At 39.3% G+C, this 15,154-nt stretch carries 19 protein-coding genes; all 19 read right to left on the bottom strand.

What is annotated here, in order from left to right:
- A partial coding sequence (locus tag ACGH6Q_RS10925) for a host specificity protein J (RefSeq protein WP_411592817.1) occupies positions 1–2,600 on the bottom strand: 2,600 nt, incomplete at its 3' end.
- Positions 2,593–3,222: a tail assembly protein gene (locus tag ACGH6Q_RS10920; protein WP_411592816.1), complete on the bottom strand. Its 630-nt coding sequence runs from the start codon at positions 3,220–3,222 to the stop codon at positions 2,593–2,595. The genes ACGH6Q_RS10920 and ACGH6Q_RS10925, both read right to left, overlap by 8 nt.
- The gene (locus tag ACGH6Q_RS10915; RefSeq protein ID WP_411592819.1) at positions 3,165–3,881 is read right to left on the bottom strand and encodes a C40 family peptidase; all 717 of its coding nucleotides are present in this window, start codon (positions 3,879–3,881) and stop codon (positions 3,165–3,167) included. Before ACGH6Q_RS10915 ends, ACGH6Q_RS10920 begins: the two co-directional genes overlap by 58 nt.
- Before the next feature lie 3 nt (positions 3,882–3,884).
- The gene (locus tag ACGH6Q_RS10910; protein WP_411592815.1) at positions 3,885–4,589 is read right to left on the bottom strand and encodes a phage minor tail protein L; all 705 of its coding nucleotides are present in this window, start codon (positions 4,587–4,589) and stop codon (positions 3,885–3,887) included.
- A complete protein-coding gene (locus ACGH6Q_RS10905; RefSeq protein ID WP_411592814.1) occupies positions 4,586–4,915 on the bottom strand; it encodes a phage tail protein in 330 nt (109 codons plus the stop codon). Before ACGH6Q_RS10905 ends, ACGH6Q_RS10910 begins: the two co-directional genes overlap by 4 nt.
- A 59-nt stretch (positions 4,916–4,974) precedes the next feature.
- Positions 4,975–5,232 (bottom strand): hypothetical protein, encoded by a 258-nt coding sequence (locus tag ACGH6Q_RS10900; RefSeq protein WP_411592813.1) that lies wholly within the window; start codon positions 5,230–5,232, stop codon positions 4,975–4,977.
- A gap of 40 nt (positions 5,233–5,272) precedes the next feature.
- Positions 5,273–5,611 (bottom strand): hypothetical protein, encoded by a 339-nt coding sequence (locus ACGH6Q_RS10895; protein WP_411592812.1) that lies wholly within the window; start codon positions 5,609–5,611, stop codon positions 5,273–5,275.
- Between the two features lie 51 nt (positions 5,612–5,662).
- Complete coding sequence (locus tag ACGH6Q_RS10890) at positions 5,663–8,923, bottom strand: tape measure protein (protein ID WP_411592811.1); 3,261 nt, start codon at positions 8,921–8,923, stop codon at positions 5,663–5,665.
- Positions 8,924–8,928: 5 nt separating this feature from the next.
- Entirely contained in the window at positions 8,929–9,207 is a 279-nt protein-coding gene (locus tag ACGH6Q_RS10885) for a DUF4035 domain-containing protein (RefSeq protein ID WP_411592818.1), read from the bottom strand.
- Between the two features lie 14 nt (positions 9,208–9,221).
- The gene (locus ACGH6Q_RS10880; protein WP_411592810.1) at positions 9,222–9,593 is read right to left on the bottom strand and encodes a phage tail assembly chaperone; all 372 of its coding nucleotides are present in this window, start codon (positions 9,591–9,593) and stop codon (positions 9,222–9,224) included.
- On the bottom strand, positions 9,593–9,931 hold the full coding sequence (locus ACGH6Q_RS10875; protein WP_411592809.1) for a phage tail tube protein: 339 nt from the start codon (positions 9,929–9,931) through the stop codon (positions 9,593–9,595). Before ACGH6Q_RS10875 ends, ACGH6Q_RS10880 begins: the two co-directional genes overlap by 1 nt.
- A 203-nt stretch (positions 9,932–10,134) precedes the next feature.
- A complete protein-coding gene (locus tag ACGH6Q_RS10870; protein WP_411592808.1) occupies positions 10,135–10,461 on the bottom strand; it encodes a DUF3168 domain-containing protein in 327 nt (108 codons plus the stop codon).
- The gene (locus ACGH6Q_RS10865) at positions 10,458–10,886 is read right to left on the bottom strand and encodes an HK97-gp10 family putative phage morphogenesis protein (protein WP_411592807.1); all 429 of its coding nucleotides are present in this window, start codon (positions 10,884–10,886) and stop codon (positions 10,458–10,460) included. The genes ACGH6Q_RS10870 and ACGH6Q_RS10865 overlap by 4 nt, the downstream gene beginning before the upstream one ends.
- Complete coding sequence (locus tag ACGH6Q_RS10860) at positions 10,879–11,202, bottom strand: phage head closure protein (RefSeq protein ID WP_411592806.1); 324 nt, start codon at positions 11,200–11,202, stop codon at positions 10,879–10,881. Before ACGH6Q_RS10860 ends, ACGH6Q_RS10865 begins: the two co-directional genes overlap by 8 nt.
- A gap of 2 nt (positions 11,203–11,204) precedes the next feature.
- Positions 11,205–11,531, bottom strand: a complete 327-nt coding sequence (locus ACGH6Q_RS10855) for a head-tail connector protein (protein ID WP_174798252.1) — start codon at positions 11,529–11,531, stop codon at positions 11,205–11,207.
- 7 nt (positions 11,532–11,538) lie between these two features.
- Positions 11,539–11,748 carry a hypothetical protein gene (locus tag ACGH6Q_RS10850; RefSeq protein WP_296300979.1) on the bottom strand — a complete coding sequence of 70 codons (210 nt, stop codon included), beginning with the start codon at positions 11,746–11,748 and terminating at the stop codon, positions 11,539–11,541.
- Positions 11,749–11,764: 16 nt separating this feature from the next.
- Positions 11,765–12,976 (bottom strand): phage major capsid protein, encoded by a 1,212-nt coding sequence (locus tag ACGH6Q_RS10845; RefSeq protein ID WP_411592805.1) that lies wholly within the window; start codon positions 12,974–12,976, stop codon positions 11,765–11,767.
- The gene (locus tag ACGH6Q_RS10840; protein WP_174798249.1) at positions 12,976–13,803 is read right to left on the bottom strand and encodes a head maturation protease, ClpP-related; all 828 of its coding nucleotides are present in this window, start codon (positions 13,801–13,803) and stop codon (positions 12,976–12,978) included. Before ACGH6Q_RS10840 ends, ACGH6Q_RS10845 begins: the two co-directional genes overlap by 1 nt.
- A 2-nt stretch (positions 13,804–13,805) precedes the next feature.
- On the bottom strand, positions 13,806–15,029 hold the full coding sequence (locus ACGH6Q_RS10835; RefSeq protein ID WP_296300977.1) for a phage portal protein: 1,224 nt from the start codon (positions 15,027–15,029) through the stop codon (positions 13,806–13,808).
- Between the last annotated feature and the right edge of the window lie 125 nt (positions 15,030–15,154).

Below are 15,154 nucleotides of genomic sequence, written 5' to 3'. Positions count from 1 at the left end.
CCATCTAAAAACATGGCTGGCTCAACCCAATACGCACCGTTGTACATTCTTGCTTCAGAGTGTGCTACTTTCCCCGCTCCATCTAATGAGTAGATAATTAATGTTGTATCACGAGCTGGATAAAACCCAAATTCACGATAAAACATTTGAGTAGCATCATCATTATTAGTCGGAAATTTACCGTCATGTGTTTGAATCCTAAATAATCCACCTGCCCCATTTTCTGCAATTAATGTCCGAGTGTTAGCAATGAACATCTCTGAGCGACCAACTACGTTAACTGCATTCACGCCATACCAATATTCAGTGTCTGGCTGACAATCAACATCAGTTAACGTCATCGCTCGACCAAGATAATTACGCTTCGCTTCAACTTCGGCTTTGGTCGTACCTTTGTAGAATTCGAATTGTGTACCCAAACTCGATACAGAAGTCATTACTGGTCGAATTGCTACGTTAAAGCTGCTTGGTGTTAACACTAAACCCGATGGTTTAGCTGGCGGCAGAATCGAAAAAGCAATCGTAGTTTCATCGCCTAATCGTCCATCTTCCGCTACCCCTCTAACAGTTGCGATAAACTTGCCTTGTTGCAGGTCTGATAAATAATACTCGGTATCATTAACCGTTTCCCTGCTAATCAATTTATCATCACGATAGATTTTTACCTCAAATTTCAGGTTTTGAATCGTGCGAGGCGTGGACCATGATAATCTAGCCTGATATAAATCAGATTCGGGGATAATTTCAGCCTGCAGTTGTTCAACTGGCGGAATTGACCAGCCAAAAATAGTGCCACTTTCTGCTTCGAATTTAGCCCCGTTATCTACTATCGCCTCTTTTTGTGGTTCATGTTGTAACGCAGTGATTGAATAAGTGCCATCACTGTTTTCGGCGATTGTTATAGCCTTAAATAGCCTTGGTTTGATTTTATTGTCATATAGACCCCAAACGGAATATTCATCGACATTAACATTGCTTACTAAAACAAGCTTATTGGGTTTAATCTGTGCTTGGATTTTGACTTTTTGTAGTTGCATATTTGTATCAGTCACGCTTAAATATGCACTTTTCATGTTATTAATGTCAATATCACGGTCCAACGTAATCGTGCTGCCGTTTGCTTCTAAAATTCGCCCACCGATTGTAGTACCTGCAAAATCATTGTCAGCGATACCAATAATATCTCCGGGTAAATGACGAATACCTTCTCGGCCAACGCTAAACGTAACCGTTTGTGTTTCAAGTTTTTCAGTTTGAATTAACCATTTACCCACTCTGTGAGCTTGACCTCTCGACGTACAACCAAACGCATCGATTTGCGCTACATTTAATCCAAATCGTTTAATCAGCTCATCATCAGCAACATATTCAGTTGTTGTTTCCCAGTTATTGTTTGGGTCAATATAACGCACATGCACAGCAGTATGCCGTGATTTTTGTGCTGCTGAGGTGTAGTTGAACTGCCCCTCTACCACGTTTGCATTTGCATAAATTGCCACAGGGTCGCTCGGTCTGTCCATTACTGCCGTGTATTGTGTCCCATCCCAAATCGGCATAGCTCGGAATATCGAGCATAAATCATGAATAACATCATACGCTTGGCGTTGCTCGGTAATGTAACAGTTGCATGTAAATCTTGGTTCTTTACCGCCAAATCCATCATCGACTAGTTGGTCACAGTATTGAGCGATAGTGTATAAAGCAAACTTATCAACACCGAATTGACCAATTCGATTACCCATACCGTAACGTGCATTAGTCAAAATATCGTAAAATATCCACGCAGGATTATTGGTCCAAGCCAATTTAAAATTACCCGACCAAAAGCCCTTATACTCTCTCGTTTCGGGAGTGTAGTTATCAGGCACTTTAACTATCATCCCTTTAATGAGATAGTTACGACGAGGTACACCGCTAAACTGCGATGAATCGAATTTTAATCCAACAACTGCGGTATTCGGGTATGAAAATTTAGTATCGTAGATTTCAGTATACGAACTCCATAGTGTGTTATTGACTAATAATGATGATGTACTATCTGGCGTTCTGCGCAATACCCGAATATTAAACGGTTTCGGTGGTAAATCATCTAAAATAACCGAAGTTAAATACTGCGAGCGTGTTTTTTTATCGATTAAATCAACCTTTTTTACCGTTTTCCATATACTGCCCACACCGATTTGAATTTCCATTGATACTGAGGTTCGGTTAATATTTCCCTTGTTATCGGTTGAGCTTAACGACTGCACCCCAACCGTAACACGTACTCTATCAATGTTTGGGTCGGTAATAGTACGTACAATCGGCGTTGTTGCTTTTACTTCAAGATTAACAGGCACTTCATTTTCAGTGGCAGGAAAACCTTCAAGCGGTGCTTGCGCTTGAATGCCTGCCGTCCATTCAACATTAACGCCGTTAAAATTGTACGAACCGTCGGGTGCTTGAATTGGTGTATCATTTAAAAATATGCTTTGTAGACCGTTTAATGGACCCTCTATCTGTCCCTCACACAGTAAATCAATAATACTAAGCTGCTGGTGTGACTTGAGGTTATCCTGCGCTTCTTTTGGCGTTTTCGCCTTTTTTGAACCTTTACCCATTTTTCTTCCCCTTTATGATTTCACCCCACGGTATTGGTGTTATTGGGTTTTTATCTGTATTCGTTGCGTCGTCTAATGTTTCAAGCCCTTGTGATAGTACTTTAGAGCCTATTTTGGTTAATCCGTAACAAAGCGGCACAGGTGCACCTTGTCCTATTGTGTTGTCTAAGTTGGAAAAATAAGTGTTATTGTTTTTATCACCTGTCAACTTATCGGTTTTAGGTAGTTTAGTTAGCATCTGAGCGACACCGCCAAGCATTAACCCAGCACCACCAGCTACCAAAGCCAGTCCTACCCCTGTTGTTATACCGACTACTACACCGGCAACGACCATCGCTGCGCCAGCTATAAAACTAAAAATACCGCCTTTAGCTCCTGCTGTTTTAGGTACAATATGAATAACAGCGTCCTGAGGTATTCGACTGTGTAGACCAAACTGTAAATTGTCCTCGTTCATATCTACGCCGTTAATTCGTACCCGAAAATAGCCGTCCATAATTTGCTTTTTCAAGCCTTTGATTTGGCAATACAAACCATTCAATGCTTCTGCTGCTGTTTCAACATTCAGATTGAACTTATCGCCATATTGTTTAAGATTGCCGTAAAAGCGAATGATTGCCATTGTTTATGCCTCCAGATTGAATGTGTGTATTTAAGCCAAAAACCGTCGTATAAATCCCGTTTAGAGAGACGATTTGGGCAATGATGTAAAATGAATTGATTGCCGATATAAATGGCTGCGTGATTTGGTGTTGTTGAGCCAAGACAGACAAGAATTGCATCGCCCTCTTGGATGTCCTCAACTTGTTCAAACTCATTTTTAGGTAACAAATCTAAATAGAGATTTTGTCCTTTATGCCACCAATCATCTTGCCGTTCGTAATTCGGTAAATCGATACCCGTTAACATGTACGCATCTCGTACTAGCGTTAAGCAGTCAGTTTCGCCGTGATTAAATTCACGACCAAGAAGTGGCTTGATATACCTGAACTTATGAATTTGGTTATCACAAACTAGCCACCAATCTACTCCCGTTTTTTGTTGATAAAATTGGTCGGCTTGGCTGAGTATCGGTAAGCCGTTTGGGTGAGAGTGAACAATTGCAGTTATTTCGCCCTGTTGTTCGGCTCTAATCCAGTCATCTGACGAAATTTCGAATGTTTCGGTTGGTGTGGGTGAGATATTGTTGCATGGCAGATAAGTTTTATTATCAATAACAAATCCGCAGCACTCAGCCTCACCGCAAGAAATTGCATGATTAAGTATTTGTGTTTTCATAATTAATTAAGAGAGTTTAGCGGCAGTTGGAAAACCACCAAAGGGAAGAATACCGTGTTGGCCAAAGCGAAGTTTACAGCCATTCAGACAACGGCTACATTTATCTTTTGTGATGTCGTTTGTCGGTTTATCAAATTCATCAGCTACAGGTCCACCCGTGTAACCACATTCAGATGAGCGATATATCCAACTACAGGTATTGGCAATGATGACACGAGCAGGAATTAATGCACCGTCAGACTCGCATGGCAATGCTAATTCAAACGTAACTACCATTGAATTTTGTTGTTTTACCTGCTCAATCACATAATTTGAGATAATTTCACAAAACGGATCGGCATATTGATTACCATTTTCAAAGTTAACAGCGTCTAAGTATTTAACAGGCACTTCGTGACGGGTGACAACTGCGCCAAGTAAACCATCAAAATCAGCAATCAGACCAGTAATAAAGCCCATCGCATTGCTAACGCTCATTGTCTGGCGGTTACTTACACCTTGCCCACTCTTTTCAAAACCCTCTACTTTAATGGGGTATGGCTCATAAATATTACCCTGCCATGTTATCGGGCGTCTCAGCTCATTTAATCCGTTATGAAATCGAAATATCGTTTTATTACCCACGATCTTCGTTAAATCGACTTCATACAAATCAACAATCGCATCTTGCGCTATTTTGGTTATATCAAGTAACATTTTTTTGGGGATCATGCGACTACCTCTTCAAATGTTGCTGTTATTGTTGTTGCAGTGTTCATAACGTTAGATGTCCAACTTGGGCATTTAACTGTTATTAATCTGTGCGAGTTCGGCTCTCTCCATTTAAATGCGTGAAGCCCGCCCTGCCGTGTTAAAAAGTCGTTGATGTGTTGCGCATCTTCTCGCAATACTTTTAGCGTGACACTGTATGAGCGCAAGTCGTTGTTAATGCCGTCCCGAATGCGTTGCTCATAGCCGTCGCCAAGCTTAATTGTTTTTATTTTTGGCTCGGCTTTTTCACTCATATTCGGCGCAACTTGCCAGTGAAATGTTTCCATAATTTTCTCCAGACATAAAAAAACCGCAATTAAGCGGTCTTGTTTATTAATTTTTATGTTTAATTCTTTTTAAATACAATAACGAATTTAATGCAATTTAAATCATAATCTGATGTTATTTTTTCTGCTAATTCAAAATTCATATTAACAATGCTATCAAGATCGGCATCAACATAGATATAAAAGGCATGTATTTCATTAGCCGATGATTCGGTTTGTGTTCGTACCGGTGTTGTTTGATGCGATCTGCATATATTCACAAACAAATTAAATAATTTATCAAATTGTATTGGTGACAGCATGTTTCCTCCAGACATAAAAAGCCCGCATTTGCGGGCTTTAGGTCGAAGTTGAGTTTTATTTTATTTCTAAATTTTCATAAACCCATTTTTCTGTAGATATATTATATTTAAGATTCATTGAATAACGATTTCTAACAATTCCACCAAAACTGTTTTGAGCATCAACGTCACCAGAAATATAATAATGACACACTCCGTCTATCTCCCCGGTTTCGTGTAAACCGTTTAGCCCCTTTCCTGGGTAAGGGAAATCCGCAGTAGATGGGGATTTTAACCTGGATTTAACTATATATTGAGCTTGTGTCCAAGCATCTGTAACTACATCTGGACAAGTTTTTTTACCACAACCAACCAGAGCAAGTCCAATTAAACCCAACAACAAAACTCTTTTCATACCATTCTCCTTATTAAATTTCGGTAATGGTATGAAATTTCAGCCATTAGATCAACGTCTATTTAACTTGCCCCCTGGTCTCATCTCCTCTTTAATAATTGTTATTACTGATTGTTTTATCATATTTCCGACCGCTTTTCCGTCATCCTCAGATAATCCACCGTTACCAACATTTACGGGTACGTTTACAGTTATATTACTGCCTGATTTATTCGATTTTATGAAATCTTTTAAATCGGCGTTTGTTCTAGCATCAACTACACGCTCACCCTTATCAAGCAACCATGTGCCCTCTTTTGGGATGTGATCAATACCGCTATGCGCCATACCAGTTAGTGTTTGAGCGGCGATCATCCCAACCGACGCATAACCAAGACCTCTAATTAACGACGCAGCAGGAACGCCCATTATTGGACCTAATTCAAGTGCTTTTGCGGCAGCAACTTCTGTGCTAATCATTGCTTGTGCAATAGCAGATGCTTTACTAGCAAGAAACATTACTTTGTATGCAGCAGATGATTCGCCAGCGGTTTCCTTGAACATATCAGCAATCGAGCCTGTTAATGATGAGAATGTGCCGAGTGTTGCGAGTGTATATGCAGATTGAATATCCTTTTGCTTTTGTTGCATAGTTTCTTCTATCTTAACAATAGCATCAGCGTATTCTTGCTGTTTGATTTCCTTTTTTTTCAATAAATCATCAAACAATTTTAACTGTTGCTCATGCCAATCTTGAAGTTTTTTGTCATCTTCTGCAACGTTCAGTAAATCGCTACCTAAGCCGTTGTAAGAGTTGTGATAACTAAATGACGGGGCGGATTCAGCGGCTTTTTTAGCCATTCTATTAAGCAGTTCTTCACGTTCTTTTAATGATAGATTTGCTTTTTCGATAATCGATAAATGCTGTTTGTAAGTATCTAGCTGTTGCTCAGCAGGAGTGCGCAAAGAGTCCATTATTGATTTATATTCTTTTTGCGCATTTAGCTTATCTAACTCGATAGCTTTTGATTCTAATGCTTTCTTTTGAATATCAGTTAATTTACTAAGTTCACCCTCAGCTAATTGCCTGCGTATTTTTTGTAGCTCAGTGATATCAGTGTAAGCGTTGATTTGGCTATTAAGTTTGTCTAACTGTGACTTATACAGCTCTGCTGCGCTCTTGATCGTTTTTGAGTGTTTGAAGCCCTCTTGTAGCTTGAAGCTTTCACGTAGATTTTTTGTATATAATCTAAGCTTTTCAGTAAGTTCTTCTGACATTTTGCCAGTTAGCTCCTGACCTTTTGCTAATGCAATTAAATCAGCAGCGTGTTCAATAGCAGCATCCCCAGCAGCGCGTTGTAAGCCAGCAAGCACAAATGCCGCCTCTGCTCCACTTTCTGACTTAACTTTGTTTACATCAAGTTGCTGACTAAGTACGCCAAGTTGATTTTCTAAATTTGGAAAATCAGCTACATCAAGTAACTTTATTTCTGTTGCTGTTTCAGCCGAGGCTTTGCCCACCGCATCCATTTTTTCTTTGTTTTCTGCTAGCTTCTGAGCATTTTCTAACAGAGCAGTAGTAATATTCCCAATTAGTGTCTTGAATTGTTCGCCGCCTGCTGTTGCTGATGTAAATTTCTGCCCAGCTTCAAATAGCTTCTCGCCAAATTCTTTTGATGTTATTTCTCCCTCTTTTAGCTTATTTTTGAGCGAATCAATTTCATTCACATACTCATCAATAGCTTGTTTATTAGATGGTGACAAATAAAGCGTCACACCCGAATATCCAGCGGGTAAAATGTCAGTTAATTTATCCGTTAATTTATCTTTAATATCAGAAATATTAATATCGATATCTTTTGTATTAATATCGATTTCAGCTTGCAGGCCAGTTGTTATGTTTAACTGTCTTGATTTGTCGAGCTCTTTAAACTTAGCGAGTAGTTGATCAATGGGTAGCTGTAATTCTTCGATCGGCTTCTTAGCTTTATCTGCACCGTCGCCCATCATTAAAAAACCTGCTCCGACGGATAACAATGTCGTAGCTAAACCAAGTGGACCACCGAGCATACCTAATAAACCGCTACCAGCTCGCGATAACAAATTAAATTTACTAGTTAGTACATTTACTTTTGTTTGTGCAGCAGCTAGCGCATTATTCGCTTGTGTTTGACGATTAATCGCAGCTGTTAAATTATTTTGCGCAACAAGACTGGCTTTTAAACCAACCGCGCGCTGTGCTTCAAATCTTGCGGCATTTACTTCTGCAACCGCTTTTAATTGCAAGCTTTTAACTGCTTCTAGTTGCGCCTGTGCTTGAGATATTTGCGCAGCTCTATTTGCTAATGTTGTTTTTGTAGCATTGAAAACAGATAGTGAAAGTCCACTAAAATATCGAGATAGACCGATACTAACAAGAATCGTGCCGGCGCCTGTTATTAAATGAATATTATCTGCAACGAACTTCAACCCACTTGCGATATTTTGAGTAACACCGGTACTGCTATTTAGTTCGCCAATTAACGCTTTAAAACTGTTTGATATCTGAGTAAAACCGTCTTTTACAGTATTACCCATGCCGTCAGCCATTTCGCCAGTTTCATCTTTAACCTTGATCATTGCATCAGCAAGCTGTCGCATTGATATTTGACCACTCATACCGAGTTGCTTTATGATCTTTTCGGCTTTACCTGTCGAATTTACCAGAGCGGTAACAACATTTGGCGTTGATGCCATTATCGATTTCCAGTCGTTACTACTAACTTTCCCTGTGATCATCGATTTAGTGATTGCGTTAATGCTTGTTGATACTTTATCTGCTGATGTCGCATTTATTGTATAGCTGTTTGACATTGCTTCTATAAAGTCGATCGTGTCATTTGTGCTATAACCCAAATCACGCATTGATGATGCTGTTGCGATGTATAGTTCTTGTGAATCTTCAATTGCTTTAGCATTGCGGTTACTAATTTCAAGCAAGCGGCCTTGCACTTGCTCATAATTATCAGCTGAACCCTCAACCGAATTTATAGCCATTCTGACACGAGCAGCCATTTGCCCCCAGTCATCTGCCATGTTTACAATGCTAGTAAATGCAAAGCCTCCAGCGAACGCTGTAGCTACACTTAACGCTGATGATTTTAGTTGTGTTAATTGCATGTTCAGTGCTTGAACTGAGCGATTATTGCTAGCAATGTATGCATCAAACCGCCGTGAGCGTTCTTCCATAGTTCTGTAATAATCTGTACCAAGCCGTGATGCCCTGCTCATTTCTCGTTGATATGATGAGGAGTCGGCAGTAACTCGGATTGCCAATTCTCGCAATGTTGCCATTTTAGTTATTTCCCAAGTAAATTAGATAATGCATCAAATATGCTGACAGGCTCTTTCTTTTCTTCTTTGAATTTAAGTAAACAGTCGTCAAATTCGACTTTTGCACCTTGTGAGCGATAAATGCTTGAAGATATCTGTGCTGCGTGCCAGTCGTGGCGTTCGTCGCCGATCGGGTTTAATTTGTCGAATGCGACCCAATAATAAAACTCTCTAGCCGTTAATGTTTGTTCAAGCTCGGCAAGAGTTTTACCGAGCCTTAATGCAAGCTTTAACTTAAAAAACAGCTCAGGATCGCTTTCTACTTTTTTTCAGCTTCTTTTATTGGCTCGCTTTTCAAGCCTAGTAGATTAAAAGCTTCATTTACTAGTCGAGTGTGAACAGGACCGTAACTTTTTACTAAATCATCAATATCATTGCTGAAAACAAAATCACCTTTATCATCAAGCAGCACTGTCGCAAATAGCGTTGCTTCCGCTTTAATGTTTAGTAAATCTTTTTCGCGATCAGTCAGTTTTTCATTATCTGTGATATCTTTGATTGTCTTAATATACCGATTAAAATCAGTGTGCAAAGGCTCACGAATAGTAACCGCAACGCCCCATTCTTCAACCCGAATCTTTTTTGTACGAAAGCCTGAATTTTTTGCTGTAATAATTTGTTTTAAATTCATTATTTTTGTCCTTGATTAACAGACGGAGCATTAAACACAAATTTTCCTTTCACTTTGAATGAGAAAGAACCTGTTACGACACCATTTTTCGCGCCTTTGAACTCGTAGCTAGTTACACGCGCAATCCAGTCGATTGAACTACCGTCTTCATATTTGATCTGGAATGCGTAGTTATCCCCAGTATCGTACGATTTACGTAATACTTGCTGTGCAGCGTTACCAATAACAAAGTTAGCGTTCATTGAAACCGTTGCCTCAGCCGGTAAACCGCTGATAGTTTCTTTTGTGATTGATGAAAGTGTCGATACGTCGATTTCTTCACCCTCAGGGGCTGTCATGGAGTAATCGGTCACAGTGCATTCTAGACTAAGCTTTGCTGTTGCTTGCGCAATAAATTTAAGGGACGGATCTTTACTAACAAAAACACCAACATCTCTGGTTTTTGTGTATTCACTTTGTACTTGTTGAACTTCTGGCATATTAATATCTCCAAAAATAAAAAAAACCACAATTAAGCGGCATAAAATGGTTAAATAGGTAATTATTGAATGTAAAATTCTAACGTTGAGCGATAAAGCTCTGTTTCGGTTTCATAGTCTTGGCGACTAGTGATATTGAATGGTTTTAACGGTTTCAGTTTTTCGTACGCTTGTTGTTTAATGGTTTCAGCTTCGAGCAGTGTTTTAGCATAGATATCAACCTGAAAACAATACTCAACAGATGATTGACCACACATGACATCGTCATAAACTTCTGATATTTTTGTGTAACAGATGTAAGGAGGGCTTGTTCCCTGAGGCGCAACTAATGGACTTACCCGTCCGTCGCACAAGGTTTTTAGTGTGTTATTGATTTTAGCTTCAATCATTTTGAGAAAATCTCATCAATATCTTTTAAAAACTGTTCAAATGCTGCATCTTCTGCCTTTTTTATATTTGCATCAAAAGCAGGACGAACAAAAGGACGCGCTGACATTTTTGACGTGCCGTTTTCGATCATCCACCAGTAAAATGGCAAAGCTTGTTTGCTTTTGCCTTTTTTTGATTTTTTGATTACTCGAATTTTTTTAAACTTAACGCCAGCAGTTAGCGATCCCCTTGCTGTATCTACAGAAATAGACCGCCTCAAGCGTCCAGTTCGAACTGGCGCACTTGCACGAATAGCATCACGAAAAACCACTGCTCCGGCACGTACAGCCTTTTTTGAGACTTTACGTTGTTCTGCTTTTGACAATAACTTAAAGTCAGCTTCAAGCGCTTTAAATCCAGTAATAGATAATGTTGGTTTAATCATAACGAACACCTTTTTGGCACGGCAATTCAAGCCTTGTCCTTTTCACATCTTCTAATACTGCTTTGATGTCGTAATAAGTACCGTTGCACATTACACGCATATCAGATGTGATATCATTTCGATATCGAATTAAGATTTTACAATCTGTTTGCACCCGTTCAACTTGTGAGCTTTGATACTCTTTTCCTGACGCGTCACGAATTTCAGCTCGTACAGTGCACACATCGACCCACTCATTAACTAGTTGGCCTAGTTCGTCTTTCCGGCTAACTTGCTTTTGAATGGTTATCCGATTTCTTAATCGACCAGCTTTCATATTCAAACACCATAAATTATATAGGGTTGCAACAGGCTATTTGTAGTGATTGGTATTTCTGATGTGATATTACCAATATTAATAGTTTCCCTGTTCTCGTACCAATGCCCTATTAACTGTAGCATCGCACCCGTGATTAATTCATCGATTAATAACGGTCTTGGATCATTTTTGTATTCATCACTATCAGCAGATTGATACAAAGTTCTCCTGGTTACGTTGCTGACATATTGAGCGGCCATTTTCATATAAATATTAAGTAAATTATCATCTTCATTGAAATCAGGCTCTATATTGCAATGTTGCTTGATTGTTACCAAATCAATCATAAATTACCTACTTTTTCTTTTTAGATGAGTTTTTTACCACTTTATCAGAGTCTGCTTCATCTTTATCATTTATTACAAGTGCATAGCCTTTACTGATAAGTTCTCGTCCGTGTAAGTCTGACGTTTCAAATACTTCACCGTCAAGGACGACATGATTGTTCAAATACAACGGCTTTAGTAACTTAATTTTCATGTTAACCCCCGTTAAAAGCGGCATTTCTGCCGCATTGAATTTAAGATGAAATCGCAGTTCCAAATGACCCAAAAATAAATGCTTCAGGACGTTTTACAGCAAGGGCTAAACGTTCCTCACAACGAATTGAAATCATATTTTTTTCAAAATCATCAGAGTTTTCGGTTGAAATGACCACATTGGTGTCTTCACGGTCAAAAATTTGTGCACCCGTCGAGAAAGCACCCGTTAAGAATTTACCAACAAATGCAGCAAGCTCTGTTGCAATTACTGGCAATCCCCAAAGTGTAGGACCAATTAATCCTGTTGGGTTTGCTAAAATGTAACCACCATTTGAATCCTTGGTTAACTCTATTTTAGCCCAATCAGAGAAGTGTAAAACATGCCCAGAGGCCGGTAATCTTGCAAGTTGAGCTTGAAGCATCGCAAGACGTAAGTCATCAATTGGTGTGCGTTTTTCTGGAGCAAATGATGGCACAAAAGCTGATGCTTGAGGAACAATACCGTGCAGATGCGCACCTGTTCCGTCCCCGAACAAAATCTCTTGTTCTTCAACATATTTCAAACCATAGCGCATTTCGGCATCAATAGTTGATTGCAATTGCGCAAAGTCATCAAGGATTTGTTTGGATGCTTTAAACATGTGTGCCACAGTTGTGACAGGTGTCACCTTTGTGCCGAAGCTAATATTGCTGTACGGCTTTGTTGTGTTTTCAGGTACAGCTGCCGCATTATTCGTAAATCCAGTTTGCTGAACCCAAAAAATTGCTGGTGATTTAGTTTTACCGGAAGCGATCAAGTCACGAATAAATAACCGCTGCTTTGGCAAAGTATCGATACCTGGTAATCGTTGATGTTCAACAACACCGCTTGGCACGTCGATTGACGTTAAGGCGGCTTGAACTGGAATGCTAACACGTTTGCCACCCTCAACACTTGAAGCAAATAGTTTTACATTTTCAGATGATGTAACAATTTGACCTGCGCTTAAAGCTACTTTTTTGGCAGTAATTAATGGCATTGTTGCAATTTCTTGCTTAACTTCGCCAACTGAAGCTTTTATTGTTTTCTCCGCTTCACGCAGTGCGTTAATCTCAACAAAAGCCTTGTCTACACTGTTTTTGGTTTCTAATGAAAGCTCTCCAGCGGCTTTAGCTTCTTTTAGTGCATTTTCTGCGGTTACATCAAGTTTATTGGATGCTTTTTCAATACTCTCTTGTAACCCTTTGATCATATCTAATATTTCAGACATTATAGTTCTCCAGTTAATTTTTTTATTGATTTTTGAATATCGGCTAAAGCCGTGATGACAGCGTTCTGCGTGTCTGAATCGGTAGCGTTTTGCGTACCCTTAATTTGATTAAAAAGGACTCTCCTCTCACTTCGCGTCATTCCTGACCTTGCAAGTAATGTATCAAGTTGCTTTAGCATTGATTTTGTTTTATTGTCAGTTTGCTGAATTTCATCTGATAAAAGATAACCATCTGCAAAGCCTTGTTCTATAGCTGATGAGCCATTAATATATGTCTCTTCATCCATCATTTTGAGTATTTCGCCAGTATTTTTGCCAGTTTTATCACTATAGATACTTGCCATAGCTTCATCAAAAGGCTTTAATTGGTTAGCCGTATCAGCCAAAATATTGCGGTTACCAGCCACAACAACACTACAATTATGAATCATTAAAAATGCAGATTTGGCAATTTTTATCTCATCTCCAGCCATTGCTATAATTGATGCGGCAGATGCAGCGATACCAACAATATTAATCGTAACCTTCCCTGCGTGCTGCTTAAGCATGTTATAAATTGATATCCCCTCAAACATATCACCACCGGGGGAGTTAATATTGACAATCACATCTTGGTTATTAAGGTTTTTTAAGATCCCAGCTATTGTTTTAGCTGTTATACCGTCACAACTCCACGGATTCTCACCAATTACATCATAAATTGATATTGTATTGTCCGTTGTCTTGGCTTGGATATTTGGATTCCATCTATTTAGTGCGCTTTGTGTTATTTTGTATTCTGCGCAGGGCTTATTTTCCAAAATGCTTGGATTCAATTGAAAAGGCATAATTATTCCTCGGATTGTCCGACCTTATCCAAGGTCGTCATATTTAATTGAATTGTGAATTTTTCTCCGCCGTCGATAGGTGGAAGATTTTCTTTTGCCCGAACCTCATTTCGGTTCATCCACCCATCTTGAAGAGCTTGTTTATAATAATTGGCTCTCGCATTACTATCAGCTCGTAACAACCCTTCAACAGAAAACTCAGCAAAATAACGATCATCACTATCTAGCAAACATCGCCAAATTTCTTGCTCGATATTAACCAGAGTTGGTCTTAATCCTGTTATCAAAAACTGAGTATAAAGAGCTTCAACACTTGACGCCCAAGAACTTTGTTTTTCCATATGCCCAATTAGCACAGGTGGAACACCAAACCATCGGCATATTTCTTCAATGCCGAAAGCTCTACTTTGCAGTAATTGCGCTGTTTCTGGGTTGATTGTGATCGATTTATAGTCAAATCCCCCCTCAAGAACCATTAACTTACCTGCGTTTTTAGAGCCTGCGAACTGCTGAACATTTTCACGGATAGCATGGCGTTGCTCTGAATTTAACGGCAGTGTTGATGTAATAAAACCAGAGTTTTGAAGCCCATTTTTAAATACCTTTGATGCGGCTTCGTTGGTTGCTAACGCAGATCCAATAATATCTGCCCCAACTTGTATTGGTGTTAACCCTACCGCACCATCCAATCCAAACCCTCGAATGTGCATTATTAGATCACGTGGTATATTCCTCTCTGTATTAGTAACAGGATCTGAATATGTATATGTTATTCTTCCAGAATCATCACTACCGACTTTCATGTACTGCGGTAACAAGGGACGTATACCAACAAGCTCTTTTTTAAACATTAATTTTTCAGAAAATGAATTACCCCGTAAACAAATGCTAGCGGGGATCATTTGCATAAATCTTGCTGGTGTTAAGTCTATAGCAGGTTGTTTGCAAAGGATTCGATATACTGGGTGATTAATGGCAAGTTGTTTTGAACCGTCGTTATTTCGCTCATAAATTTTTAAAGGTAGCGTCGATATCGTTTCCGATACCAATTTTACACACGCCCACACCGCGGATAACTGCAATGAACTATCAACGCTAACATTTTGTCCGCTTCTGGAATTTCCTGAATAATCAGACCATGCCGTTTTTACTGTCATTTCCGGCGTAACGCCAAGCCATTTTAATAATGCGGCCTTAATAAAGCCTTTTTCGTTTTTATTTCTCATTAAAGCACCATGATCGGGTCATTAATAAAAGAAGATATGTCCGTACTATCATCTTCTTTATTTGTTACACCAAAAGCCATAGCTAACGCTTGCATTCCGTCTATCCGCCCTGTTGCTTTGTGCTT

This window comes from Gilliamella sp. BG2, assembly GCF_046635645.1.
Taxonomy (GTDB): domain Bacteria; phylum Pseudomonadota; class Gammaproteobacteria; order Enterobacterales; family Orbaceae; genus Gilliamella; species Gilliamella bombi.
The sequence above is the reverse complement of the archived record's forward strand: the minus strand, read 5'-3'. Positions and strand labels throughout refer to the sequence as shown.

Bases quoted from the DNA above. Each gene is read 5' to 3' on its own strand.
- ACGH6Q_RS10920 (WP_411592816.1), bottom strand. From the start codon at position 3,222: ATGGCAATCATTCGCTTTTACGGCAATCTTAAACAATATGGCGATAAG.
- ACGH6Q_RS10910 (WP_411592815.1), bottom strand. From the start codon at position 4,589: ATGATCCCCAAAAAAATGTTACTTGATATAACCAAAATAGCGCAAGAT.
- ACGH6Q_RS10905 (WP_411592814.1), bottom strand. From the start codon at position 4,915: ATGGAAACATTTCACTGGCAAGTTGCGCCGAATATGAGTGAAAAAGCC.
- ACGH6Q_RS10900 (WP_411592813.1), bottom strand. From the start codon at position 5,232: ATGTCTGGAGGAAACATGCTGTCACCAATACAATTTGATAAATTATTT.
- ACGH6Q_RS10895 (WP_411592812.1), bottom strand. From the start codon at position 5,611: ATGAAAAGAGTTTTGTTGTTGGGTTTAATTGGACTTGCTCTGGTTGGT.
- ACGH6Q_RS10890 (WP_411592811.1), bottom strand. From the start codon at position 8,923: ATGGCAACATTGCGAGAATTGGCAATCCGAGTTACTGCCGACTCCTCA.
- ACGH6Q_RS10880 (WP_411592810.1), bottom strand. From the start codon at position 9,593: ATGAATTTAAAACAAATTATTACAGCAAAAAATTCAGGCTTTCGTACA.
- ACGH6Q_RS10875 (WP_411592809.1), bottom strand. From the start codon at position 9,931: ATGACAGCCCCTGAGGGTGAAGAAATCGACGTATCGACACTTTCATCA.
- ACGH6Q_RS10870 (WP_411592808.1), bottom strand. From the start codon at position 10,461: ATGATTGAAGCTAAAATCAATAACACACTAAAAACCTTGTGCGACGGA.
- ACGH6Q_RS10865 (WP_411592807.1), bottom strand. From the start codon at position 10,886: ATGATTAAACCAACATTATCTATTACTGGATTTAAAGCGCTTGAAGCT.
- ACGH6Q_RS10860 (WP_411592806.1), bottom strand. From the start codon at position 11,202: ATGAAAGCTGGTCGATTAAGAAATCGGATAACCATTCAAAAGCAAGTT.
- ACGH6Q_RS10855 (WP_174798252.1), bottom strand. From the start codon at position 11,531: ATGATTGATTTGGTAACAATCAAGCAACATTGCAATATAGAGCCTGAT.
- ACGH6Q_RS10850 (WP_296300979.1), bottom strand. From the start codon at position 11,748: ATGCCGCTTTTAACGGGGGTTAACATGAAAATTAAGTTACTAAAGCCG.
- ACGH6Q_RS10845 (WP_411592805.1), bottom strand. From the start codon at position 12,976: ATGTCTGAAATATTAGATATGATCAAAGGGTTACAAGAGAGTATTGAA.
- ACGH6Q_RS10840 (WP_174798249.1), bottom strand. From the start codon at position 13,803: ATGCCTTTTCAATTGAATCCAAGCATTTTGGAAAATAAGCCCTGCGCA.
- ACGH6Q_RS10835 (WP_296300977.1), bottom strand. From the start codon at position 15,029: ATGAGAAATAAAAACGAAAAAGGCTTTATTAAGGCCGCATTATTAAAA.